Source organism: Natronomonas gomsonensis, assembly GCF_024300825.1.
Classification (GTDB): domain Archaea; phylum Halobacteriota; class Halobacteria; order Halobacteriales; family Haloarculaceae; genus Natronomonas; species Natronomonas gomsonensis.
The window spans coordinates 2,402,010-2,426,204 of the sequence record NZ_CP101323.1 but is presented as its reverse complement, the minus strand read 5'-3'; the positions used below and the strand labels follow the sequence as shown (position 1 = coordinate 2,426,204).

Genomic DNA, 24,195 nt, shown 5'->3' with positions numbered 1-24,195 from the left:
AACACGCCACGACCGCTATGAATGGACGGGAACGATTCCACTATGTCTCAGCAAAAGTCCGATTACATCGACGACACGGCAATCGAAAGCGAACTCGACGGCACGCCCGACGAGGGCGCCATCGAGACGACCGTCGAGAGCCTCGAAGCCAACGGGTTCGACGTCGTAGTCGTCGACACCGCCGAGGAGGCACTCGAAACGCTCCAGTCACACATCCCCAGCGGCGTCTCGGTGATGAACGGCCACTCGACGACGCTGGAGGAAATCGGGTTCATCGAGTACCTCTCAGAGGGAGACCACGACTGGGAGAGCCTGCCGGACCGGATTTGGAGCATCGACGACGACGCCGAACGACAGGCCGCTCGGCGTGACGCCCAGACTGCCGACTACTTCCTCGGCGGCATCAACGCCATCGCCCAGACCGGCGAGTTGGTCGCCGCTGACCGCTCGGGAAGCCGCATCGGTGCCTACCCCTTCGCCGCGAGCAACGTCGTCATCGTCAGCGGCGTGAACAAAATCGTCCCGACGCTCGAGGACGCACTGGACCGACTCGAATCCGTCGCCTACCCGCTGGAGAACGAACGCGCAAAGGAAGCCTACGGCGTCGAATCGGCCGTCGCGAAACAGCTCATCTTCCGGCAGGAGCTCGAAGAGGGCCGGACCACGGTCGTCCTCGTCCGCGAGCAGCTGGGGTACTAATCGACGTTCCCGGCTCCGTTTTAGTTCGTCACTCGCTCTCCCAGCGCCGCAGTTGGAACTCCGTGTAGCCGCCGTAGGCGAACTCCAGAGCCCCGACCCACCAGTTCCACCGCTCGGCGGGACTGCCTTCGGGGGCGTCGGCCAACTGGACGACGACGTGTTCGGGCGTGAGTTCGACGTCGGCATCCTCGACGTAGCGGCCGCTGTCGGCGAGGTCGCGGGCGTGTCGTGCGACTGCGCGGCGTTCGGCCTCGTCGCCACCGAACGTCTCCAGGCCGGCCGCCAGTGCCTCGGCGTCGAACTCCTCCATCGTGGCCCCGACGTAGAACCGCCGCCGACTTGAACACAGGGGGCGGGAAACGGCGACCCCAGCATACAAGCCCCAGCGCTCGGCAGGAGGAGTCATGACAGACGTGGAACCACACGACGTGCCCGAGGAGGCCGTCGCGATGCTCCAGCAGTACCTCGAAAACGAACACGAGTTCCTCTCGTGGCTCGGGTTCACCGTCAACGAGTTCGAAACGGGCCGGATGGTGGGTACCATCCCCTTCGACGACAAACTCACCAATCCGACCGACCCGCCGACGGTGCAGGGCGGCGTCGCTTCGACGCTCATCGACGTGGTCGGCGGCATCGCGCTGCGGCCGTATCTCACCGACCCGCTGGACGACGACATCGCCACCATCAATCTCAACGTCAACTACCTCCGACCGGCGGCGGGCGATTTGACGGCGACGGCGGAGGTCATCCGCGCCGGAGGGTCCGTCGGCGTCTCCTACATCGAAGTCGTAAGCGAGACGCCCGACGGCTCGGAGGAACTCATCGCGGTCGGACAGGGCGCCTACCGGCTGTTCCGGAGTTAGACGAACTCGATGTCCGTCCGTTCTTGGACCTCACCGAACAGCCAGTCGGCGTGTTCGAGGGCGTACTCGCGGTGGTCTTCCTCGATGTAGCCGACGGCGTCTTCGAGGAGAATCGGCCGGTAGTCCCGGAGGCCGGCGCTACCAGCGGTGTGGAGCACACAGACGTTCGCCAGCGTCCCACAGATGATGAGGTCGTCGATGGCGTGGCTCTCCAGCCACCCCTCCAGTTCGGTCTGATGGAAGGCGTCGTAGGTGTGTTTCACGACGACTAACTCGTCGTCGCGTGGGTCGAGTCCATCGACCAACTCGGCCTCCCAAGAGCCTTCGAGGACGTGTTCGCCCCAGCGGTCGAACTCGTCGTAGTAGTGATTGTCCTCGAACTGCTCGGGCGGGTGTACGTCGCGGGTGAAGACGACCGACGCGCCCGCGGTGCGGGCGTCGTCCACGAGGTCGGCACACGGCTGGAGGGCCTCTTCGCTGCCGGGCGCGTACAGCGACCCATCCGGGTGACAGAAGCCGTTCTGCATGTCGACGACGACGACGGCGGTGCTGTCCGGGTCCAGTTCGAGGCTCATGGGCGCCGATTCGGACGGCGAGCGCAAAACCGTTGTCCCGCCACGGACGGGGAACCGAGGTGACCGACTGCCGTGAACTTTTGCTCGTGGAGGCCGTCGGTGTCGGTAATGAAGCGGCGACCGACGGCGGCGATTGCTCTGGCGGTGCTGCTCGTGTTAGCGGGCTGTTCGGCCGGCTATCAATCGCCCGCGCCCGAACCCGCCCCACCGCCCGACGACGAACGGTTAGGCTACTACGACGGCTACTGGCACAACGCCACCTTCGAGTTCGACGCTGCCGACGGACTCACGGAGGGTCAACAGGAGGCAGTCGTCTCGCGGGCGATGGCACGCGTCCAACTGCTCCGGAATCAGCGCTTCGAGGAGCGCGTCGACGTCGACATCATCTCCAGACGGGAGTACCGCGAGGAGTTCGGCAACGTCACCACGCCGGAACCGGGCGAGGACACCCGCGTCTTACAGAACACCCAGTACGAGGCGCTGTTGCTCGTCGGGTCGGACCGCGACATCGTCGACGTACGGCGAGGGAACCGCGGCGACAACGTCCTCGGCTTCTATCAACCGGGGGCCGAACGACTCGTCATCGTCAGCGAGTCCGACCCCGCGACGCTGGAGGGCGAGCTCACATTGGCTCACGAACTCGTCCACGCCTTACAGGACCAGCGGTTCAACCTCTCGTCGCTGCCCACCGGAACGATGGACACCGTCAACGCCCGCAACGGCCTCGTCGAGGGCGACGCGACGGTCGTCGAGAACGCCTACCGCCGCAACTGCGAGAGCGGCGAGTGGGAGTGTGTCAGCGTCGACACGGGCACCTCCGCCGGCGCCCCCGGAGAGAACTTCCACTTCGGCGTCTACTACGCGGGCTTTTTCCCGTACTCCGAGGGACCGTCGTTCGTCAACTACCACCGCGAGCGCGGCGGTTGGGACGCCATCGACCCGATGTACGACGACGTGCCCGACACCAGCGCGGAGGTGGTGTACGCCCAGACCTACGGCGCCGACGCCTACGGCACGGCGACCGTCGCCGACCACAACGACACGGAGTGGAATCGCGTCACCCCGGCGAGTGGCCCCGACCACGCGACGGTCGGACAGGCCGGCCTTGTCTCGATGTTCGCCTACACGCTCGCCGACGGCTACGACCGCGAGAACGCGCTCATCGACAGCGACGCCTTCTACAACCGCAACGAGACGACCGGGCGACTCGATTCGACCCGGCCGTTCACCTACGACGTCTCCTACGCCGAGGGGTGGTACGCCGACCGACTCCACGCCTACGCCGCCGGCAACGAGACCGCCTACGTCTGGAACGTCACGTTCGACGACCGGGCCAACGCCACCGAGTTCTACGGCGGCCACGCCGACCTGCTTGAGTACTGGGGCGCCGAGACTGTCGAGACCCGTGAGGGGGCGACCGTGTGGCGCTTTACCGTCGCCGACAGCCCCTTCGACGGCGCGGTGTGGGTCGAACGGGACGGCCGGTCGGTGACGGTCGTCCACGCACCGACCGACGAGGACCTCGGCGACGTGTACGCGCCAGCGGAGGGCTGATTCGGCGGCGAACCGAGCGACAACCGGCGGACAACGACTACCTTTTTCGACGTGCCCCACGAGACACCGATATGTTCGACATCGTTCCGGAGTCCGCCATCGTCGAGGGGCGGGCGACGGACGCCTACTTCCTGCGGACCGAGGAGGCGCTGGAACACGCCGGCCGGAACCCCGAGGTCGTCGCGGAAGTGACCGCAGATCAGTTCGCCACCGGCGAGTTCGAGGTGTTCGCGGGCGTGAAAGACGCCGCGAACCTACTGGCGGGCTACGACGTGGACGTAGACGCCTTGCCGGAGGGGACGCTGTTCGACGGCGGTCCCGTGATGCGCATCGAAGGGCCGTATCTGGAGTTCTGTCGGCTCGAAACGTCGCTTCTGGGCTTTCTCTCTCACGCATCCGGCATCGCGACGGCGGCGCTGGAGGCACGGCGGGCCGCCCCCGACAGTTCGATTCTGAGCTTCGGCGCCCGCCACGTCCACCCTTCCATCGCCACCGTCGTCGAGCGGAACGCGCTGTTGGCCGGCCTGGACGGGTTCTCTCACGTCGCCGCCGGCGACCAACTCGACCGGACGGCGTCGGGAACGATGCCGCACGCGCTGATGATTTGCTTCGGCCCCGGTAATCAAGAGGACGCCTGGCGGGCCTTCGACGAGGCGGTCGACGAGAAGACTCCCCGCATCGCGCTGTGTGACACCTACGACGACGAGGCCGACGAGGCGATTCGGGCCGCCGAGATGGGCTTCGACAGCGTTCGCCTCGATACGACCGGCTCTCGGCGCGGCGACTTCCGGCACATCATTCGCGAGACCCGCTGGGAACTCGACGCCGAGGGCCACGAGGACGTCGAGATATTCGTCAGCGGCGGCATCACGCCGGAGACGATTCGGGAACTGCGCGACGTGGCCGACGGCTTCGGCGTCGGCAGTTACATCTCCAACGCCGACCCGGTGGATTTCGCCCTCGACATCGTCGAAATCGGTGGCGAACCGGCCGCCAAGAAGGGCAAACTCTCGGGGACGAAGTCGGTGTACCGGACGCCCGACGGCGGCCACCACGTCGCGTTGGCCGACGAACCGGGGCCGACCGACGGCGAATCGCTTCTGGAACCGCTCGTCCGCGACGGCGAGGTCGTCGCCGAGTTCGACCTCGATGCGGCCATCGACCGCGCGGCGGCCGACGCTCGACGCGTCGGTTTCCGGGCTGCCGAGTGAGTCGCCGCTCGGACCACCGAATCCCTTAAACGGGCGACTCGCCTACCGACGAACGGCAGAGGAAGCCCGGTCCCCGTGGGTTGCGTCGGCGCGACGCGCCGACGACACTCATGAGGAAAGTCCCCCCACCCTCCGGGCAGGTGACCGGGCGCAAGCCCGGAGCGGGAGACCGCTGGCACTGGAACAGAAACGAGACCGCTTCCGCCGAGCGATGAGGCGTGCGGGCCGCCACTGGCGGCCCGTGGCGCTTGCGGCCCGGCCGCAAGCGCGCGAACCGACCCGCAAGGGAAGGGAGTTAACCCGCCGAGCGCGCGCGTGGTCGTTAGACCGCAAGTAGACGCGGAAGGACGGATGGAACGGCGAATCCTCACCGGTGCAAGCCCGTCGCACTTGGTAGCCCGGAGACGCGACGGGTGCTCAGCCGAATACCGGGTGAAAACAGAAGGGGGCTTACTACCCTCAGCCACTACGTGCGTAGCCCCGCCGACGGGCGTCGCTTCGCCCCGCCGAATCGGTCGAAACTGTCTTTTAGTTCACACGCGTGCGTCGAATCGATGAATCGCCGGTGGTGTGCCGTCGCTGTCGCGCTGTTGCTCGCGCTGTCGGGGTGTGTCGGACCGATAAACCCGGAAGTTCTCGAACACACTGACAACTGGGACGGCGACCCCGACAACCACTGGCGTTCGGAGGTCATCGCGGTCAGTTACGAGTCCGCCCCCGACGACGACCGCGACTACCGACGGCTGGTCCACCGGGCGGCGGCCTACTGGACTGAGAACAGCCAGCGGTACGCGGGGTACGACGTGGGGTTGCGGCTGGTCGACTCCGCCGAGAACGCCGATATCCACGTCCGGTTCGTCGAGCGCGTCTCGGAGTGTGGCGCCCACAGCGACGAACACACCGCCGGCTGTGCACCCGTTCTGACCGACGCTCGACAGGTCGACCGGCCGGTCGACGTGCGAGTCCGTACCGGCCTCTCCGAAGAGTCGACCGTCCAGGTGCTGAAACACGAGTTCGGACACACCCTCGGGTTGCGCCACGGCGACGCCCCACGGGAGGTTATGCAGGCGTACTCGGCGCTGAACACCGTCCCGAAGCCGAACGCGACCGACCGCGCGCTGCCGTGGCGGACGAACGAACTCCGCGTGTACGCCGACTACGAGGCGCTGCCGGAGACAGACCGTGAGGAAGCCAGACGACAGGTTCGGGCCGCACTCGGCTACTACGCCGACGGCGCCGGCGGCACCGTCCCCGAGAACGTGACGTTCTACGCCGCCGATTCCCGCGAAGACGCGGATATCGTCGTCGAGTTCGACGGGACGGCGGCGTGTCGGAGCGGGCCGGGGTCCTGTGGCACCCTCTCGGGTGGCGACGAGGACGGCGACGGCGCCCTGGAGTACTACGACTCGCTGACAGTCGTGTTGGTCGACCTCGACGTGGACGTAATCGGCTGGCACGTCGGCCGGTGGCTGGGAACCGGGTTCGGACACACCGACGACAGCGAGTACCCCGAACCGCTCAGGGAGAGCGCGAGCTACGAGGAGCGTCGGAGCGCCTGGTGGGCGTAGCGGAACACCCACGCGTGGAACAGCGTTTAGATTTTCCCGGGTTTCAAAACCATTAGAAGCCATTAGAGACCACACAAACCATCCGTGACCGCGGGTAGCGGACGATAGTCAGCGGCGACCCGAGTATTGAACTGTGAACACTGGTTAACGTTTATAACCACGGAGTGCAACTCGGCTGACAGTCGCGGAGTGCTACCATGCAACACATACTACCCGGCGGACGCCTCTCCCCGCTGCCCGACGCCGCCGAAGCCCAACGGAAACTCAGCCGAACGGCTTTCGAGCTGATTTCGACTGGTTCGACCCTCCAGCGAGAGACGACGAGTGCCGCCCGCGCGATGACGCACATGCAGTTACACGCCCTCGAACGCACGACCGGCGTGGACGCGAAGTGTGCCCACGGAGTCGTCGACGGGCGCTTCGACTCGATGCAAGAACTGTCCGACCGCGCCGAAGACCGCTTTCTCACGACGGTGCTGTCGATGAGTCAACTGACGGCGACGTACGCCGAAACGTTCGACGACGCCGTCGCACGGGTGATACCCTCCGACCCGAGGGACGACGGGGACTGACGGCCCACTACGCCTCGAACCAGAACTGGCCGTCCTCTTGGATTACCTCGCCGTCGACCTCCAGCCGCGAGGCCGAGGAAACGTCAGTAATCATGTCGACGTGGACGGCCGACTCGTTGCCCGTCTCGCCGTCGGGGAGATTCGAGTCGTAGGCGCGGCCGACCGCCATGTGGACGGTGTCGCCCATCTTCTCGTCGAAGAGGATGTTGTCGGTGAAGCGGTCGATGCCGCGGTTCATCCCGATGCCGAGTTCGCCGAGGCGTCGAGCGCCGGGGTCGGTGTCCAACACCGACTGGAGGGCGTCCGCGCCCTGTTCGGCCGAAAAGTCGACCACCTCGCCGTCATCGAAGACGAGGTGGACGTTCCGAACCCGACGGGCGTTGATGGTCATCGGCACGTCGAAGAACACCTCGCCTTCGGTGTCGTAGGGGGCGGTGAACACCTCTCCGGAGGGGAGGTTATGGGAGTCGTAGGCCACCGACGCCGCGGAGTTCACCGCGGTCCGGCCCTCGATGGACATCGTGATATCGGTCGACGGTCTGTCCTCGCGTTCGATGACCAGTCGGACCTCGCTGCCGTCGTCGAGGACCTCCTTGACCTTCGCCATCCGCTCGGCCAGCGACTCCCAGTCGCGCAGTACGGCGTCGTAGACGAACTCCTGGTACTCCTCGTAGGCCATGCCGGCCTGCTGGGCGAGACTCCGGGTGGGGTGGACCGTCGACACCCAGTCGGTGTCCATCCGCGCCTCCCGAACGTCGCTTCGGGCGCGGGTGTACGCCTGCCGCGTCTCGCTGTCGACGTCGGCGGTCGCAGTCGTGTTGCGGCCGCCACCCAACCGGAGGTAGCTGTCGGCGTTCTCGACGAGAGCGAGTTCGTGTTCGCCGACCTCGAAATCGCCGTCGTGGGCCTTCAGATACGCCCGTGACAGTTCGTCGGAGCCGTAGGTCGTCACGACGTTGGCACCGACCTCGCCGAGTTTCTCGGCGACGGCGACGCCCAACTCGTGGGCGTCCTCGGCGACATCGACGAGGACATCGTCGCCCGCCTCGATTCGTGCGCTCCACTCGACGAGCACCTCGGCGTGTTCGCGTACGCGTTCGTCCATACGCTCACCTCGACCGGAGCCCTAAACGGTCTTTCCGTCCTCACACATCTCGACGCCGGTCACTTCGAGGCGGGCGCCGCCGTCGGTCCCTTCGGTCGCCGTGATGTCCCACCCGTGGGCGGTGGCGATTCGCTCGACGATTCGGAGACCGAAGCCGGTCCCCGTTTCGCTCGTCGTGTGGCCGGCCTCGAACACCCGGTCGCGTCGCTCCGGTGGAATTCCCGGGCCGTCGTCTTCGACGTAGAACCCCTCGTCGTCGAGTACGCCGACGGTTACCGTCGGGGCGTCGCCAGCGTATTCCACTGCATTTCGAAACAGGTTCTCGAACAGTTGTCCAAGTCGACTGGGGTCGGCCTCGAAAGAGCCGTTCGACGCCACCCGGAGAGTCACGTCCTCCGTTTCGACGTTTCGCCACGAGCGACGAGCGGCCGAACCGAGGTCGACGTCCATGCGCTCGTCGACCTCGGTTCCCTGTCGGGCCAGTGCAAGCAGGTCGTCGATAAGCGACTCCATCCGGTCGTGTGCCTGCTTGACGTACTCGAGGTCATCGTTGTCGCAGTCTTCGAGTGCCAACTCGAGGTGACCGCCCGCGACCGCAAGCGGGTTTCGGAGGTCGTGGGAGACGACGCTTGCGAACTCCTCTAACTGCTCGTTTTTCCGTTCGAGTTCGGCTTCCCGCTCTTTGAGTTCGGTTATGTCCCGACCCTCAGGGACGAGCAGGGTGACCTGACCGGTTTCGTCGGTGACCGGTCGAAGGGAGAAGTCGGTGATGATTTCCTCGCCGTCACCGCCGACAATCGGTAGTTCGTCGCGGAAGAACTCGCCTTTTTGCGCCCGTTCGACTGACTCTCGGGCCATCTCGCGGGTGCTGTCGTCGTACTGAAACCACGGCGTCTCCCACAGCGGTTTTCCGGTGGCTTCCTCGCGAGTCGCGCCGACGAACTCGAGTGCCGCGTCGTTTGCCTCGATGAGCGTCCCGTCGGGTTCCATCAGCCCCGTGAACTGGAAGGTCTGGTTGAAGATGGCGTCGTATCGCTGTTCGCGTTCGGCGCGGTCCAGCGCCGCCGTCGCCGTCGTTGCCAGCATTTCCGCGAACGCCTGCTCCTCCTCGCCGAACTGCTCGGGGTCCGGCGAGGAGGTGATGAACACCCCGTGGTCGCCGAGGGGGTACACCAACCCGCTCCGAATCGGGGAGTCGAGGTCGAGGGCGCCGTCGGTATCGGTGTCCTCGATGAGTCGGGACTCCCCGGACTCGAAGACCTCCCACACAAGTGCGTCGCCGTGGTCAGCACACGAACGGTCGTAGTCGGGGGCCTCGCCGACGTGTTCGCGCACCGCATCCGTCACGGCGGCGCCCCGGAGCGTTCCATCACCGTCGTCAAGGTGGACACCGCTGAGCGGCAATTCGAGCGTCTCCTCGGCCGTTTCGACGGCGACGCGTGCGATTTCGGACTTCGTCTCCGCACGTATCAGTTCGCGGGTCCGGTGGTGGAGTTCGTGCAGTCGCTCTTCGCGGCGTTTCCGGTCGGTGATGTCCTGGGCTGTCCCCCTGATTCGGAAGACCCCATCCGCACTGCGCTTGGGGTCGGCCCTGAGTCGAAGCCACCGGAACGTCTCGGAGTCCACTCGGACGCGGGCCTCGATGTCGAAGGAATCCCCGTCGGTGATTGCGTCCTCGACGGCCTGCTGGACGCGAGGTCGGTCCTCCGGATGATAGCGATCAAGCGTCGATTCGGGCCCCGGGTCGAAATCGAAGGGAAGGTCGAGAATGCGCCGAATCTCGTCGGTCCAGCGGAGCTCTTCGGACTCGGTGTCGTACTCCCAACCGCCGATGCGGGCGATTCGTTGCGTCCGCTCCAGCAGGTCGTTTTTCCGCTCGAGTTCGGCCTCGCGCTCGCGCTGGTCGGTGATGTCGCGGATGCTGACGAGCACTCTCGTTCGCCCGTCGATTTCGGCCGGTTTCAGCGTCGCCTCGACGCGAACGGACGTGCCGTCGCGCCGTTTGTTGACCCACTCGACGGTCTGTGACCCCTCCTCGACGGTCTTCCGGAGCAGTTCGTGGGCGCGGTCGGCGGTGTATCCCTCCTGTTCCCCGCCGACTTCCTCGCTCGTTCGGCCGATGAGTTCCCCCCGCGAGTAACCCGTGAGTTCGCAGTACCGCTCGTTGGCGTCGAGGAATCGCCCGGTTTCGGGGTCACGAACCGACATCGCGACGGCCGCCTTCTCGAACACCTCCCGGTAGTTCGTCTCCGAGCGGTACCGGGTGACGAGGTCCTCGATGCGCCCCAATAGGCGTTCGTGGTCGTTTTCCTCGCCCTGTTTGGGTACGTAGGCGTCGACGAACGACGGAACCGATTCGTCGGCCGTCCGTTCGCCCACGCCATCGGCAAACAGCACGAGTGGAACCTCGGGACCCTCCTTGCGGACGGCTTTCAGGAGTTCGGACGCGCTCGGGTCCGAAATCGTACAGTCACACACCACGCAGTCGGCGAGTTCCGTCGATAGCGCGTCGACGGCCCCCGAATCGACGGTCGTCACCCGGAGGTTATCCGCCGTGGCATCAAGTCGTTTCGAGACGTCGCCAGTCGACGGCGGGCCGCTGGCGACGTACAGAACGTGAATCGTTTCCCCACCCATAGAGAGGCCTTTTCGTTTGAGTCAGTTAAAACGCGCGCACGTAATCACGGCGCGAAAACGCCCCTCAAAACCTCTATTGCAGTTTTAGAAATTTGGAAGAAACGAAAGGGCTAGTCGTCGGCGGGCGTCGGCGCCGCGTCCATCTCGGTGTCTTCGGCGTAGGGGTACCACGTCATCTTCGTGTTGCCGAGGTAGGGGTCCTCGTAGGAGGTCTCCTCCGGTTCGGCCATTCCGTTGAGTTCGTCGTCTGCGTGGCGGGCGATGAAATCACGGAAGGACTCACCATCCTCGCGTTCGGACTCGTAGACCCGGAGCAGGTTGTCGATGTACCCCGGAATCTCGTCGGCGGCGACGCGCATCTCGACCCAGTCGGCGAACTGCGGGTTCTCGCCCAAGCCGCCACCCAGTCCGATGTCGAAGGCTTCGACGGGTTCGCCGTCTTTGCGCGTCTTCATGCCGCGCAGGGAGATGTCGGCGATTTGCGGTTGGGCACAGGAGGCCGTACAGCCCGAGAGGTGGATGTGGAAGTCCTCGACGCCGTCGGGGACCTCGACGTTCTCCTTGAGCCACCGGGCGTAGCGGACCATCCGGTTTTTCGTCTCGACGATGGAGAGCGAACAGTACTCGGTGCCCGTACAGGCGATAGAGCCACGCATGAACGGGTGGGGGTCCGGCGAGTACTCCTCCAGAAGCGGTTCATCGAGGAAGTCATCGAGGTCCTCCTCGGCGATGTCGGCGACGATGACGTTCTGACGCTGAGTGAGGCCAATCATCTCCGAACCGTACGCCTCGGCGAGGTCCGCGAGTTCGATGACGTCGTCGGCCGACTGGCGGCCGACCAGCACGGAGAGTCCGACGAAGTACTGGCCGTCGTTCTGTTCGTGGACGCCGATGTAGTCGCCGGGTTCGTCGGCCTTGCCGGCGTTGTAGTTGTACTGCTCGCGGAGGTTCTCCCCCGCCGTGGGGAGTTCGTACTCCATGTACTCCTCTTGGAGGACGCGGCGGAGTTTCTCGGGACCCCACTCGTCGACGAGGAACTTGATGCGGGCGTTGAAGCGGTCCTCGCGGTCGCCGTGGTCGCGGAACAGCGCCGAGATGCCAGCCGACACGTCGGCGACGTTCTCGGGGCGGGCGAACACGTCGATGTCGCGGGCGAAGCGCTCCTCTTTCCGGGAGAGACCGCCGCCGACGAGCGTGTTGAAGCCCTTGACTTCCTCGCCGTCGATTTCCTTGACCGCGGGTTCGAAGGCGAGGTCGTTGATGTCGCCCTGTCCGGAGCCGCGGGTGTCGCCGGTGACCGAAACCTTCCACTTCCGGGGGAGATTCGAGAAATCGTCGTTGCCCTTGAACTCCTCGTGGAGTTCCTGAATGACGGGCCAGGCGTTGAGGTGTTCGTCGGCGTCTCGGCCCGCGACGGGCGAGCCGACGATGTTGCGCCAGGAGTCGCCGCAGGCCTGAATCGTCGAGAGGTCGTGTGCCTCCAGTTTCTCGAAGATGTCGGGGATATCCTGCAGTTGAATCCAGTGGAGTTGGATGGACTGTCTGGTCGTCCAGTCACAGTAGGCGTCGCCGAACTCGGGGTTCTCGACCGGTCCGGTGGCGTACTCCTTTGCGATTTCGCCGACGACCCGGAGTTGTTCGGGCGTCAGGCGACCGTTCGGTGTCCCGATGCGCATCATGAAGTACGACTCCTGGCCCTTCCGCTGGTGGTACAGTCCCCACCATTTGAACCGCTCGAACCAGGCGTCACGTTCGTCTTCGGGGATGGAACTCCACCCCTCTTCGGCGAACTGGAGGAGGTGGTCTCGGATTTCCGTCCCGTAGACCTCGTCCTTCCAGCCCTCGACCTTGCTCGGCATATCCGTACTCTACGCTCCCATCCATATACCACGCCCCCTCTCGTCAAGCCTCCCCGCGTCTCACCTCTTCCGGAGAAAATCTCCGCTTTCTCGTATTCGCCACTACTCGGGCGGGCGTGCCAGTCGGCGTCGTCGCTCCGGGACGTGGACGCTCGTGGTATCGACGGCGTAGAACCGACCGGAGTCCGGGTCGACGACCCGGCCGAGCGTCAGCCAGTCGGTGACGCCGCTCTCGCCGCAGTCGATACACTGGCCGGCGATACGGCCCTCGACGTTCGGGTGGTCGACGCCGATTTCGACGAACCCCTCGGCGAGGAAATCGGCCATCTCACAGGAACAGAACTCCTGTCGGGCGAGCCACCAGAGGTCGCTGACGTTCACCTCGCGGGCGTCGTTGACGCTGAGCCACGCGCCGTCGTCGAGCTGGTGGACGGAGGTCGGCATACCCGGAGACAGACCCCGCGTGCGGGTAAGGCCGTCGACCGTCACAGCCGTTGCCGAGCGTCCGGAAGTTCGGTGACGGTGTTCCGGCGACGTATTCGGCCGCCTTCTTGCGGTTTCGTTCGAATAGTGCCGTCGGAGAAAGGGGCAGTACCGTCCGCAACATGGGAGCCCGGGTAGGGATTACGGGCTAAGAGTCCCTTATACGGATGCCTGTTGTACAGAGCGACGATGACAGACCGACAGCGCGAGGGGACGCGTCAGCACACCTCTGCGGACGTGGCTCCCGAGCTGTACGAGGAGGATTCACGATGAGTAGGCAACTCGAAGAGACGCCGGACGACGAATCGATAGACACCAGCCACCTCGACGACGTACAGGACGGCTGCGGCTGTACCGAAATCTGGGAACACATGTCGGACGAGCGCGACGAGAGCGACGAGTAACGTCCGTGGCGGTTTCGTCACGTCGCGGCTCGGAGCATCGCGCTGGCAGGGGTGCTACACAGCGCCGAGACGTTTTTCATCCCGGTCGCCGTACCGCAGGGCAATGAATCGAGACCCGGACGGAGGCCCACCGGCCGACCGCGAGTCGCCGGTCGGCGAGCCGGTCATCCGCCGTGACCCACGCGTCGCCGGCGAGAGCGCCGTCCAGTTCGACCCCAACGACCCCGAAAGCCTCGCGGAGGCCGCAGACACCGTCCGACGGTTCGCCACCAACACCGTCGGCAGCGAGGACAACGTCTACATGCTTCGGGGAGCGGCCGCCTGTGCGGCTCTCGTCCGCGGCACCGGCTCGTACAAGGCCGCCGCCGAGGAAGCCGACGGCGAGGCGACCATCTCGTTTATCCGCAAGTGGGCCCGGGTCCACGACCTGCCGCGCTCCATCCGCCGCCACGTCGCCCTGGGCGAAATCGCCCCCACTGCCGCCAAACACATCGCCCGTGTCTCCGGGGAGTCGCGGTTCCTGTTGGCGTGGGCGGCGCTCGACCACGACCTCACCGTCCGGGAGGTCCGCGCCATCGCCTCCCGCGTCAACGGGGGTGCCACGGTCGAGGACGCCCTGGCCGCCGAGGGCATCGACCTCGGAGTGTTGTCGGTGTCCATCCCGCCGGACACCTACCGGGAACTCCGCCGCCACGCCGCTCTCGAAGAGGTCGACCCCGGCGACATCGTCGCCGAGGCCCTCGAGGAGTATCTATAATCGAAAGGATTTACCGCGAACCGCGGCAAGTCGGTCGTGAGGGCCGATAGCTCAGTCCGGCAGAGCATCTGGCTTTTAACCAGATGGCCGGGGGTTCAAATCCCTCTCGGCCCGTGATTTCTACGAGGAGTGATGCGCTAGCATAAACGACCGGCGTATGGAGGCGGTACGGTTACCCCATCGCCGCGATGTTCTCGGCTGTCAATGTCTACCGAGCACGGAGTCATCGACCAGCGAGTCGGGCTCCTCGGCGCGACGGGGCTCGTGGTTGGCAACGTCATCGGCATCGCCATCTTCGTCCTCGCGGCGCCGCTGGCAGCCGATACCGGTCCCAGCGTCGTCTTCGCGATGCTTCTGGCCGGCATTCCACTCGTTTTTAGCCTGCTGACGATTCTCCAGTTGGGCGGTGCGATTCCGGTCGCCGGCGGCACGTACGTGTACGGCTCACGGCTCGTCACACCGTTTTGGGGATTTGCGACGCCGTGGATGGTCGTCCCCGGCGTGTGGGCGGGGCTGTTGTTCACCGCCAACGGCTTCGCCGAGTACGTCGGCTACTTCTTCCAGATTCCACAGGAGGGGCTGATGTACGCCATCCTGCTTGTCTTTCTCGTCATCAACGTCGTCGGCATCCGGGTTGTCGCGTGGCTCCAGATGGCGATGGTCGCCGTCCTCGTCGCCGGCATCCTCGCGTTCGTGGTCCCCGGCGCGTTCTACGTCGACGCTGGCAACTTCACGCCGCCGTTTCCGAACGGATTCGGCCCGTTCGTCGTCGCCGTCGTCTCGCTGCACTTCCCGTTACGGGGGTTCAGCATGGTCATCGAAATCGGCGAGGAAATCGAGAACCCGGCGGAGAACATCCCGCGGGTTCTCGTGCTCTCGGCGGCCATCGGACTGACGCTCATGGTCGCGCTGTTGGCCGTCTTCGTCGGCGTCGCCGGCTGGCGCGGGGTCGACCAACTCGACGCCGCTGTCGCCGCCGTCGCCGGTCGGTTCCTCCCGGCGCCACTCGTCGGCTTGGTCGTCGCCGCCGCGCTGTTGGGGTCGCTCACCTCCGTCAACACCACCTTCGCCAGTTACTCCCGAACCATCATGCGTGCGGCCCGCGACGACGTGATTCCCGAGGCATTCGCGACGCTCGGCGACCGATTCGACACCCCACACCGGTCGGTGCTGCTGCTCGGCGTGCCGCCGATTCTCCTGGTCCCGGTCACCCCGTCGCCGGTCGTCCTCTCGATTTCGCTGTCGCTCGCCATTCTGTTTGCCGTCTTCGTCGGCGGGCTGGCGCTGTGGAATCTCCCGAAACTGTTCCCCCAACGCTACGAGTACTCGCTGTACCGGCTTCCGTTGCCGTTGCTCCGGGTGACGGCCGTCGGCAGCGTCCTCTCGGCGGTGGTGTTGTGGGTCGCGCTGCTCACCGAACTCCCGTGGATAGGAGCGGTCGTCTTCGGGTGGCTCTGTCTGGGATGGGTCGTCTTCCGGCTTCGGGTTCGGCGCTTCCGACGGGAGGGTGTCGACCTCCCAGAGCGGATGCGGCGGCTCCACGACCACGAGTCCTAGCGCAGTTCTTTTCCGGTGCAGTCGCGTGTGTCCGGGTATGAGCGACTTCGACCGCGAAGCCGAGCGCGAGAAACTGCGCGAGCAGTTCGAGCGCGACAAACAGAAGCGGGAGGCCTCAGAGCGGATGAGCGAACTCCTGTTGCAGGGCGCGACGATGACGAACCGCCACTGCCCGGAGTGTCACTCTCCGGTGTTCCGCTACGACGGCAAGGAGTTCTGTCCGACCTGCCAGCGTGAGGTCACCGAGGACGGCGAGTTCGCCGACGAGGCGGGCGCCGACGGCGAGGCGCCCGCGGCGGCCGAGTCGGCCGACGCTCAGGCGGCCACCGACGAGGAGACGGAGGCCGACGACACTGCGAGTGCCGAGGGCGAGGTGGACGCCGGCGTCGAGCGAACGGAGACGGCCGATACACCGGAACAGGAACCGGACGACGACCGGCCCACCGAAACGCGACAGCCCACGGAAACACAGGCGACCGAGGAGACGCGCCCGGCACCCGCTCGCGACCGACGGCCCGCCCGCGTCGACCCGCCGGCCCGCCGCGAGCGCTCGGCAACCGAATCGGAGGGTGGCGACCTCGGGGAGGCGGAGGCGGCGCTCGTCCGCGAGATAACCAACCTGACCCGACGGGCCGAGGAAACACGAGACGTGGGTCGGAAACGCGACCTCTTTGCCGCCGCCCGCGAGGCGACCGAGACGCTTCGAGAACTCCGACTGCTCTGACTCCCTAGCTCTGAACGCCGATTTCGAAGACGTAGACGACCGCTTCGCTGCTCGCGAGGAAACTCGCGTAGACCACCGCCGGAACCAGCAGTGAGTCCGTTCGGTCGTAGGTGGAGGCCGCGACGCCGATGACGGCGAGTTTCACGCCGACGAACAGCACTGCGGGAACCGTTTCGACGGCCGCGATGCCGGCGACGACCGTCCCTCCGAGGAGTATCGCGACCGGGAGGACCGACAGGTATCGAACCCACGAACGCTCGAAACGCTCGGTTCCGTACAGCGCCACGGCGATGGCGGCGACGAACAGTCCGGCACCGACGGTTCGCCCGAACTCCGGGAGTACATCGAGGCCACCGGAGGCGTCGACGAGGAGGAACCCACCGACCAGCGTCGTGAGCGCGACGGCGGTGTCGCCGTCGACGACGCGGCGAACGCTCCCCTGGACCAGCACCTGACAGACGAGAACGAGCGTCGGAACGCCGACGAACAGCGTCAGAATCGTCATCGAGACGAAATGCTCGACCGTCGCCGCGGGTCCGTAACTCCGCAAGAGAAGCGCACTGTATGTGGTCCCTGTGAGAGTGCCGACTAGCTTCGTCGCGGTGACGAGGGCAACCGGGGCCAGCACCGCGGCGACGACGGTCGGCACGCTATCGGTCGACGGGAGGGCGATGCCGACGGCCACGTTCCTGACCCTCGTGTAGACGACGACCACCGCGACGACGCCGACGAGGAGCAGTCCCCCGGTGATACCGCCCGCGACGAGGAGGCTGTCGACGGCCTCAAATCCGGGGCCGCCGGGGGCGAATCCGACAGCCGGGATGAGGAACTCCCGCGCGACGTACTGCCAGACCGATAACGCTACGAGCGCTACGATGACGGCGGCGAGTTCGGCCGCGACCGGGCGGGTAGAGCGACCCCACGTTCGGCGATTCGATTGGAGGGACATGGTCGATATCGGACGAGAGCGGCCTTCAAACCACGGGCGAGTACAGCCACCGATAATCGGACCAGTATGTGGGACTCAACAGACGGGCTTGGGGTCGATGCCCAGCGAATCGAGACTGTCGGCATACTCGGCGTAAGCGGCGTCGATGGCCTCGCCGGCGGCCACCGCGGCGCGCTTCCGGTCGTCGTCGCTTTCACACACCGCGTCCAACAGCGCCGCGCCGGTCTCGACCTGTTCGTCGGTTTCGGCCCGGAGGTCACGGAACGTCTCGGCGGCGGCGTTGTCACCTTCGTTGACGAAGAAGTTGATGACCTGCAGGAGGCTTCGGGAGGCCACAAGCGGTCGAGCGACCAGTCCCGCACCGACGCGGGCGACGGTATCGTCGAGTCCCCGGAGGTGCTCGTGGAGGTCGTCGGGGGACGGGTTCACAGCGCCCACCTCGCCAAGCGCGGACACTCGCTCGGAGTGGTCGCGCTCGCGGTCGCCCGCCTCGGCAAACGCCGCCCGGGCCTCGTCGTCCGCTTCGTCGTCGGCCCACGTCTCGAACGTCGCCGCGGCGCGGGCCTCCGCTTCGGCGGCGGTTTCGAGCACCGTCTCGCGGTCCAGTGCGGCCCGCGTCGTCGCGACGAGTGCCTTCTCGGAGCCGAGGCGGTCCAGCGCCGTCTCGTTGTCCGCCCGGACCCGGTCGATGAACTCGGAACTGTCCATGCAGTGTGTGGGTGTCCCACGCACAAATAACTCCTCGGCGTGCCAGCGGGTCGGTTTATGCCCCCGAAACACGTAGAGTGAGGCATGTCCGACACCGCGAGTGAAATCGCTCCGGAGGCCCTCGCCGACCGCATCGAGTCCCGACGACGGGTCGTCCTCCTCGACGTGCGGAACCGAGAGGAGGTCGGCGAGTGGCGAATCGAGGGACCGAGCATCGAATCGGTGAACGTCCCGTACATGAAGTTCCTCAGCGCCCAAGCGACCGGCGGAATCGAGGAGTTAGTCGACCTCGAGGAGTCCTACGTCGTCGTCTGCCCCCGCGGGGAGGCCAGCGCCGAGGTTGCGGACATGCTGACTGACGCCGGCGTCGACGCGGTCAATCTCGCCGGCGGCATGCACGGCTGGGCACGGGTGTACCGCCGACAGCGAATTGCCGGCGACGCGACGGCGGCGACGGTGTATCAGTACCACCGACCCGCAAGCGGTTGTCTCGGCTACCTCGTCGTCTCCGGCGAGGAGGCGTTCGTCGTCGACCCGCTGCGGGTGTTCGCCGACCGCTACGCCGCCGATGCGGAAGCCGAGGGCGCTTCGGTCGAAGGCGTCCTCGATACGCACGTCCACGCAGACCACGTCAGCGGCCTCCGACACGTCGCCGGGGCGACGGGGGCAACGGCATACCTCTCGGAGACGGCGGCCGACCGCGGCGTCACCTACGAGGTCGAGACGGTTGCCGACGGCGACCGGATTGACCTCGGCGACCACACCGTCGAGGTGCGCTCGACACCCGGCCACACCACGGGCGCGGTGTCGCTGCTCGTCGACGACCTGCTGTTGTCGGGAGATTCGCTCTTCCTCGACGGCGCCCCCCGCCCCGACCTCCAGAAGGGCGACGAGTCCGCCCCCGAGTTCGCCCGAACGCTCCACGAGACGCTCACCGAACGCCTCGCGCCGTTGCCCGACGAGACGGTCGTCGCGCCGGGTCACGTCCCACCCGGGACAGAGCCGGCCGACGACAGCACCTACACCGCACGACTCGGCGACCTTCGGGAGCGCCTCTCCGTTTTCTCGGAGTCACGCGAGACGTTCGTCGAGCGGGTACTGGGTTCGATGGGAGCCCCGCCAGCGAACTTCGAGCGCATCATCGCGGCGAATCTCGGCCGCGAGACCGTCGCGGACGACGACGCCTTCGAGTTGGAACTCGGGCCGAACAACTGCGCCGTGACGGCCGACTGATTCATTCCTCGCGGCGGTCGGCGTACGCCGTGCCGGTCACTTCCCGAATCCGCTCGGCGGTCACCGCGCCGACACCCTCGACTTCGAGCAGGTCGTCCTCCTCGGCGGTCATCACACCCTCGACGCTACCGAAGTGTTCCAACAGCGCCCGAGCGGTAATGGGTCCGACCTCCGCGATAGAGCCGACGACGTACTCCTGCTGTTCGGTCAGCGTCTTGCCGCCCTTCTCGCCGTGGACCGAGACGGTGCGGTCGTCGGTCTCCTGTTCGCGCGTGGCGATGACCTCCAGTAAGTCTGCGGTCTCTTCTTCGTCTGTGGTCTGCATCACGCTCGCGCCGAAGTCGACCGCCAGCGACGCGAGCGCCCCCCGAATCGCGTTCGGGTGGACGTTGCGGGCCTCGTACAGTCGGTCGCCCTCGATGATGACGACCGGTCGGGCATAGTAGCGGGCGGCCGCGCCGACCTGCTCGAACATCGAGCGGTCGCCGCCGACGAGCGTATCGAGGAAGTCCTCGACGGATTTGCGCTCGACGACCACGCGGTCGGAAAGGACGTAGTCGCCGACTTCGAGCGTCTCCAGTCGCGTCTCGATACCGTCCCGCGTCGAGAGGTCCCGGGCGATGTGGGAGTCGAGTTCGCGCTGGTCGGCGACGATTTCGACCGTCTCGCCGTCCGGTTCGGCCGTTGCGACGGTCCCCTCCGGTTCGGTGTCGTCTTCGTCCTCGCCGTCTTCTTCGCTGTCGGCTACCTCGCCGGCGAAGTCGGTGAGGCCGGCCTGTCCGTCCCCGTCGTCGGTTGGGTCGGCGGTTTCGGCGTCGGCTTCCGTCCCGCCGTCCTCGCCATCGTTGTTCTCCCCTTCGCCTGCCGCGTCCTCGAACTCCGCCAACCCGGTCTGTTGGGCGATTTCGGACTCGATTTCGCCCTCCATGTTCTTCAGTTTCCGGAGTTCCTCCTCCATCTTCTTCTCCTCGTTGCGGGAAATCCAGAAGAACGCCTCGTCGCGGGTGTCCTCGGCGAGAAGGACGACCACACGGCCATCGCTGGCGCGGCCGGTGCGGCCCTTCCGCTGGATGGAGCGGATACCCTTCGGGACGGGTTCGTAGAACAACACGAGGTCCACGTCGGGAACGTCCAGTCCCTCCTCGGCGACGCTGGTGGAGACGAGCACCTCGAACTCGCCGTTCCGGAAGGCGTCGAGGGTCTCCTTCTGTTCTTTCTGGGTCATCCCGTCGGAACCTTCCTTGTCGCCCTGCCCGACGAACCGTTCGGTGGTGAAGTGCTCGCCGAGGAACTCCGTCAGCGTCTCGGCGGTGTCCCTAGATTCGGTGAACACGATGACGCGTTCGCCGTCCTCGATGCCCAGCGTCTGGGCCAGGAGGATGCGCGTCCGCCGGAACTTCGGATGGAGGTCCTCGAAGGCCTCGGCTTTCCGCATCGCGTTTTTGACCTTGGGTTCGCTCACGAACCGCTGGCTCGCCTTCGAGGCTCCAGAGGAGCGGGCGGCGTCCCGCTGGCGCTCGAAGTACCGGCGCAACGATTCGACGCTCTGGGTTTCGACCAACTCGACGGCCCGTCGGAGTTTCATTATCTCGGCGTGGGCGGACATCCCTTTGTAGCCGTCACCGTCGTCGTTGTGGATGAGGTCCTGCAGTTTCGCCCGGATGGCGTTCAACTGCGTCTGGGACATACTCGGGTCCGTCGAGTTGGTGACGCCCAGTTGCTTGAGTTTCTCCAGCCGTTCGGAAATCACCTCGTTGAGTGCGTCCCGAATCTCGATGACCGTCTCGGGGAGTTCGACGCGCTCCCACTCGACGCTGGTGTCGTGGGTGTGTTCGGCCACGTCGGCGTCGTCTTCGGTCATCACCGCCACCTCCCGCAGTCCGAGGTTGTCACAGACGGTGAGGATTTCCTCCTTGTCGCCGCCCGGCGAGGCGCTCATGCCGGTCACCAGCGGGTCCTCGGCGTCCTCGTGGTAGCGCTCGGCGATGTAGTTGTAGGCGTAGCCGCCGGTCGCGCGGTGACACTCGTCGAAGGTGATGTGTGTCACGTCGGCCAGCGAGACGCGGTTGCCGACGAGGTCGTTCTCGACGACCTGCGGGGTCGCACAGACCACTTTCGCCGATTCCCACAACTCGGCGCGGTCGTCGGGCCGTACGTCTCCGGTGAAGACGACCACTTCTTCGTCGTCGACAGCCAGTGCCTCCCGGTAGAAGTCGGCGTGCTGTTGGACGAGCGGCTTCGTCGGCGCGAGCAACAGGGACTTACCGCCGTGGTCGGCCAGCCGCTCGGCGGTGACGAGCAGGCTCACGGCCGTCTTGCCGAGTCCCGTCGGCAGACAGACGAGGGTGTGGTCGCGTGTCGCGGTGTCGGCCAGCCGGAGCTGGTAGCGGCGCTTCTCGAGGAGGCCGTCTTCCAGCATCGGCCCCTCGATGTACTCCGGGCCGTCCGTCGCTGTCGCCATCTACCCCGGAGTTCGTCGTTTCGGCGGATAAGGGTTCGGCCAGCGCGGTGAAAGTAAACCGACCGCCGGCCGGGGGCGTGCGTTGCGACGCCGTACCACGAAAAATCCGACGGTTTAAACGTTCAGAGAGTCTATTTATACTGTGACAGAAGAGACACAACGTAAGAACCTCCGGATGCCGGGGGAAGACGAGATGTTCGCCGTCGTAACCGAGATGCTGGGTGGCCGCCGCGTGCGCCTCCGGTGTAACGACGGCAAGGAGCGAATGGGCCGGATTCCCGGTCGCATGCGCTTCCGGACGTGGGTCAACAAGGACGACGTGGTTCTCATCGAGCCGTGGTCGTTCCAAGACGAGAAGGCGGACGTCGAATGGCGCTACGACGGGCAAGACGCCGCCCAACTGCGTCGCGAAGGCCACATCGACTGAATTTTCGACTCGGCGCGCCCGCGCCGGATGTTTCGTTCCGACGATACGACGCCACGAGCGGTCAGTCCGCGCCGGCGGGCGCTGGCTCCTCACTGACGACAAACCGTTCGAACAGGCCGGCGTACTGCATGAACAGCGTCCCGAGGATGCTCATCACGAGGACGTAGCCGACGGCCACGGAGGGAATCGTCTCGGTCAGCACGACCGAGCCGCCGGAGCCGGCCGCCAGCGCCGCGATGATGAGCGAGAACTCCCCCCGAGTGACCATCCCACAGCCGACTCGGACGCTACGGCGGTCGTCGAGACCGTAGATACGGCCGCTGAGAAAGCCCGTCAGGAGTTTCGTCGGCGTCGTCGCGACGACTAACACGGCGAGGAGGCCGGCAATCGCCACACTCCCGAAGACGGTCGGGTCGGTGTTGAGCCCTATCCAGAAGAAGAAGACGGCCGCGAACACGTCCCTGAGCGGGATGAGTCGCCGTTCGAGGTCGTGAAGGTGGTCGGTCCCCGAAAAGCCCATGCCGATGAAGAAGGCAGCGACGGCCTCGCTGACGCCGAGGGCGAGCGCGCCGCCGGCGACGAGGACGGTGATGGCGACGGCCCGGATGACGAACATCTCCTGGGAATCGACGTCGAGAAACGCCTCGAAGTACGCCGACCCGAAGTAGACCGCGCCCACGAGGACGGCCAGAAAGCCCATCGCGATTGCGACCTGCTGGAGCACCTCGATGAACGTCCCACCGCCGAGTATCACCGCAGACAGCACGGCGAGGTAGAAGGCGATGAACAGGTCCTCGAAGACGAGCGTCCCGAGCATCGGTTGGGCCTCGTCGTTTGCGATCCACCCCAAATCGATGAGCGATTTCGTGATGACCGCCGACGAGGAGATGTAGACGATGCCGCCGAGGACGAACGCCTCCAGAACCGACCATCCCAAGGCGAGACCGATGGCAACGCCGATGGGGAGATTGACCGCGAGGTCCAGCGCGCCGGCTTTCCCGATGTTCTCCTTCGATTCGAGCAGTCGGTCGAGGCTGAATTCTAGGCCGAGAAAGAACAGAAGGAAGACGATACCGAACTCCGCCAACAGCGTGATGAACTCCTGGTCCTGTAGGGCGGGCAGGCCGAGCGCCCCGAAGACGTACGGACTGACGAGCACCCCGGAGACGACGTAAAACGGGATGACCGACAGGTCGATGCGGTGTGCGACCGCCCCGGCGACGGCGAGAACGCTAAACATCACACCCGCCTCGAACAACAGCGCCGCCATCGTCAGGCGTCCGTGTCTGCGTCGTCGCCGGATTCGTCGGCCGCCGCCGCGGCATCCTCGCCGGCCGTGTCAGTCCCGGCGGCCAGTCGCTCAACGCGGTCACAGGCGTCGCGGGCGCCGATGATGACCAGCGTATCCCCTGCCCGGATGGTGGTGTCCGCATTGGGGTTGGATTCTGTCTCGTCGTCGCGCTGGATTGCGACGACGGACGTGCCGGTCGTCTCCCGGAAGTCGACTTCCGCTAGCGTCTTGTCGACCAACTCCGACCCCTCGGCGACGGCGACCCACTCGAACAGCGTGTCCTCGTCGAGCATCGTCTCGGTCGTCTCGGTGGCGACCGGCTGGAAGTACGCGCCCTCCAGAATCGTCCCCACCTGTCTGGCCAGTCGGTCCGAGAGTTCGAACAGTTTCTCGGAGTCCTCCTCGCCTCGTCGGCGGAACACCTCCCGCTTACCGGTGTTGTGGGTGACGACAACGAGCTGTTCGTCGTCGTCGATTTCGATTTCGAACTTCTTGCCGACGCCCGGCAAGTCCGACTCGTAGACGGTCATACCCGGTCGTCGGTCCGTGGTCAATAAA

Annotated in this window: 23 protein-coding genes, 1 tRNA gene and 1 other RNA gene; 14 read left to right on the top strand and 11 right to left on the bottom strand. The window is 65.9% G+C overall.

What is annotated here, in order from left to right; translation table 11 throughout:
• The first annotated feature begins 42 nt into the window (after positions 1 to 42).
• Positions 43 to 699, top strand: coding sequence for a lactate utilization protein (locus NMP98_RS12860; protein WP_254858164.1), 657 nt, complete (start codon positions 43 to 45; stop codon positions 697 to 699).
• Between the two features lie 28 nt (positions 700 to 727).
• Here NMP98_RS12860 and NMP98_RS12855 read toward each other — a convergent pair whose 3' ends face one another.
• Positions 728 to 1,009 carry a WNWW family protein gene (locus NMP98_RS12855; RefSeq protein WP_254858163.1) on the bottom strand — a complete coding sequence of 94 codons (282 nt, stop codon included), beginning with the start codon at positions 1,007 to 1,009 and terminating at the stop codon, positions 728 to 730.
• Positions 1,010 to 1,103: 94 nt separating this feature from the next.
• Here NMP98_RS12855 and NMP98_RS12850 point away from each other — a divergent pair, with 94 nt between their 5' ends.
• Positions 1,104 to 1,562 (top strand): PaaI family thioesterase, encoded by a 459-nt coding sequence (locus NMP98_RS12850; RefSeq protein ID WP_254858162.1) that lies wholly within the window; start codon positions 1,104 to 1,106, stop codon positions 1,560 to 1,562.
• On the opposite strand, the gene NMP98_RS12845 is transcribed toward NMP98_RS12850, so the two are convergent.
• The gene (locus NMP98_RS12845) at positions 1,559 to 2,137 is read right to left on the bottom strand and encodes a cysteine hydrolase family protein (RefSeq protein ID WP_254858160.1); all 579 of its coding nucleotides are present in this window, start codon (positions 2,135 to 2,137) and stop codon (positions 1,559 to 1,561) included. The two genes, NMP98_RS12850 and NMP98_RS12845, sit on opposite strands and share 4 nt — an antisense overlap.
• Positions 2,138 to 2,245: 108 nt before the next feature.
• Here NMP98_RS12845 and NMP98_RS12840 point away from each other — a divergent pair, with 108 nt between their 5' ends.
• From NMP98_RS12840 to NMP98_RS12820, 5 genes are all read left to right on the top strand, one after another.
• Positions 2,246 to 3,691: an Hvo_1808 family surface protein gene (locus NMP98_RS12840; protein ID WP_254858158.1), complete on the top strand. Its 1,446-nt coding sequence runs from the start codon at positions 2,246 to 2,248 to the stop codon at positions 3,689 to 3,691.
• Positions 3,692 to 3,762: 71 nt separating this feature from the next.
• Positions 3,763 to 4,902, top strand: coding sequence for a nicotinate phosphoribosyltransferase (locus tag NMP98_RS12835; protein ID WP_254858156.1), 1,140 nt, complete (start codon positions 3,763 to 3,765; stop codon positions 4,900 to 4,902).
• Positions 4,903 to 4,956: 54 nt separating this feature from the next.
• Positions 4,957 to 5,367: RNase P RNA component (gene rnpB, locus NMP98_RS12830), an RNA gene on the top strand.
• 89 nt (positions 5,368 to 5,456) lie between these two features.
• A complete protein-coding gene (locus NMP98_RS12825; protein ID WP_254858154.1) occupies positions 5,457 to 6,470 on the top strand; it encodes a matrixin family metalloprotease in 1,014 nt (337 codons plus the stop codon).
• Between the two features lie 197 nt (positions 6,471 to 6,667).
• Positions 6,668 to 7,042, top strand: coding sequence for a hypothetical protein (locus tag NMP98_RS12820; protein ID WP_254858152.1), 375 nt, complete (start codon positions 6,668 to 6,670; stop codon positions 7,040 to 7,042).
• A 7-nt stretch (positions 7,043 to 7,049) separates the two neighbouring features.
• On the opposite strand, the gene NMP98_RS12815 is transcribed toward NMP98_RS12820, so the two are convergent.
• The 4 genes from NMP98_RS12815 to NMP98_RS12800 form a co-directional block, all read right to left on the bottom strand.
• Positions 7,050 to 8,147 (bottom strand): aminopeptidase, encoded by a 1,098-nt coding sequence (locus NMP98_RS12815; protein WP_254858151.1) that lies wholly within the window; start codon positions 8,145 to 8,147, stop codon positions 7,050 to 7,052.
• Between the two features lie 21 nt (positions 8,148 to 8,168).
• Positions 8,169 to 10,784 (bottom strand): PAS domain S-box protein, encoded by a 2,616-nt coding sequence (locus NMP98_RS12810; protein ID WP_254858149.1) that lies wholly within the window; start codon positions 10,782 to 10,784, stop codon positions 8,169 to 8,171.
• A gap of 110 nt (positions 10,785 to 10,894) precedes the next feature.
• Complete coding sequence (locus NMP98_RS12805; protein ID WP_254858147.1) at positions 10,895 to 12,643, bottom strand: nitrite/sulfite reductase; 1,749 nt, start codon at positions 12,641 to 12,643, stop codon at positions 10,895 to 10,897.
• 102 nt (positions 12,644 to 12,745) lie between these two features.
• Positions 12,746 to 13,087, bottom strand: coding sequence for a DUF8134 family protein (locus NMP98_RS12800; RefSeq protein WP_254858145.1), 342 nt, complete (start codon positions 13,085 to 13,087; stop codon positions 12,746 to 12,748).
• A gap of 308 nt (positions 13,088 to 13,395) precedes the next feature.
• On the opposite strand from NMP98_RS12800, the gene NMP98_RS19465 reads away from it, so the two are divergent.
• The 5 genes from NMP98_RS19465 (at position 13,396) to NMP98_RS12780 (ending at position 16,568) form a co-directional block, all read left to right on the top strand.
• Entirely contained in the window at positions 13,396 to 13,530 is a 135-nt protein-coding gene (locus NMP98_RS19465; protein ID WP_268105272.1) for a DUF8595 family protein, read from the top strand.
• Positions 13,531 to 13,633: 103 nt separating this feature from the next.
• Positions 13,634 to 14,287: a DUF7119 family protein gene (locus NMP98_RS12795; protein WP_254858143.1), complete on the top strand. Its 654-nt coding sequence runs from the start codon at positions 13,634 to 13,636 to the stop codon at positions 14,285 to 14,287.
• Between the two features lie 40 nt (positions 14,288 to 14,327).
• Positions 14,328 to 14,401, top strand: a tRNA-Lys gene (locus tag NMP98_RS12790).
• A 90-nt stretch (positions 14,402 to 14,491) separates the two neighbouring features.
• Positions 14,492 to 15,844: an APC family permease gene (locus tag NMP98_RS12785; RefSeq protein ID WP_254858141.1), complete on the top strand. Its 1,353-nt coding sequence runs from the start codon at positions 14,492 to 14,494 to the stop codon at positions 15,842 to 15,844.
• A gap of 37 nt (positions 15,845 to 15,881) precedes the next feature.
• Positions 15,882 to 16,568 carry an Sjogren's syndrome/scleroderma autoantigen 1 family protein gene (locus NMP98_RS12780; protein ID WP_254858139.1) on the top strand — a complete coding sequence of 229 codons (687 nt, stop codon included), beginning with the start codon at positions 15,882 to 15,884 and terminating at the stop codon, positions 16,566 to 16,568.
• 4 nt (positions 16,569 to 16,572) lie between these two features.
• On the opposite strand, the gene NMP98_RS12775 is transcribed toward NMP98_RS12780, so the two are convergent.
• Entirely contained in the window at positions 16,573 to 17,517 is a 945-nt protein-coding gene (locus NMP98_RS12775) for a hypothetical protein (protein ID WP_254858138.1), read from the bottom strand.
• A gap of 75 nt (positions 17,518 to 17,592) precedes the next feature.
• The gene (locus tag NMP98_RS12770; protein ID WP_254858137.1) at positions 17,593 to 18,225 is read right to left on the bottom strand and encodes a rubrerythrin family protein; all 633 of its coding nucleotides are present in this window, start codon (positions 18,223 to 18,225) and stop codon (positions 17,593 to 17,595) included.
• 84 nt (positions 18,226 to 18,309) lie between these two features.
• Between NMP98_RS12770 and NMP98_RS12765 the strand changes: the two genes are divergently transcribed.
• A complete protein-coding gene (locus NMP98_RS12765; RefSeq protein ID WP_254858134.1) occupies positions 18,310 to 19,458 on the top strand; it encodes an MBL fold metallo-hydrolase in 1,149 nt (382 codons plus the stop codon).
• A gap of 1 nt (position 19,459) precedes the next feature.
• Here NMP98_RS12765 and NMP98_RS12760 read toward each other — a convergent pair whose 3' ends face one another.
• Positions 19,460 to 21,919, bottom strand: a complete 2,460-nt coding sequence (locus tag NMP98_RS12760) for a DEAD/DEAH box helicase (RefSeq protein ID WP_254858132.1) — start codon at positions 21,917 to 21,919, stop codon at positions 19,460 to 19,462.
• A 142-nt stretch (positions 21,920 to 22,061) separates the two neighbouring features.
• Between NMP98_RS12760 and eif1A the strand changes: the two genes are divergently transcribed.
• On the top strand, positions 22,062 to 22,346 hold the full coding sequence (eif1A, locus tag NMP98_RS12755; RefSeq protein ID WP_268105271.1) for a translation initiation factor eIF-1A: 285 nt from the start codon (positions 22,062 to 22,064) through the stop codon (positions 22,344 to 22,346).
• Between the two features lie 61 nt (positions 22,347 to 22,407).
• On the opposite strand, the gene NMP98_RS12750 is transcribed toward eif1A, so the two are convergent.
• Positions 22,408 to 23,616 carry a cation:proton antiporter gene (locus NMP98_RS12750; protein ID WP_254858130.1) on the bottom strand — a complete coding sequence of 403 codons (1,209 nt, stop codon included), beginning with the start codon at positions 23,614 to 23,616 and terminating at the stop codon, positions 22,408 to 22,410.
• A 2-nt stretch (positions 23,617 to 23,618) separates the two neighbouring features.
• A complete protein-coding gene (locus tag NMP98_RS12745) occupies positions 23,619 to 24,167 on the bottom strand; it encodes a cation:proton antiporter regulatory subunit (RefSeq protein WP_254858128.1) in 549 nt (182 codons plus the stop codon).
• Positions 24,168 to 24,195: the final 28 nt, after the last annotated feature.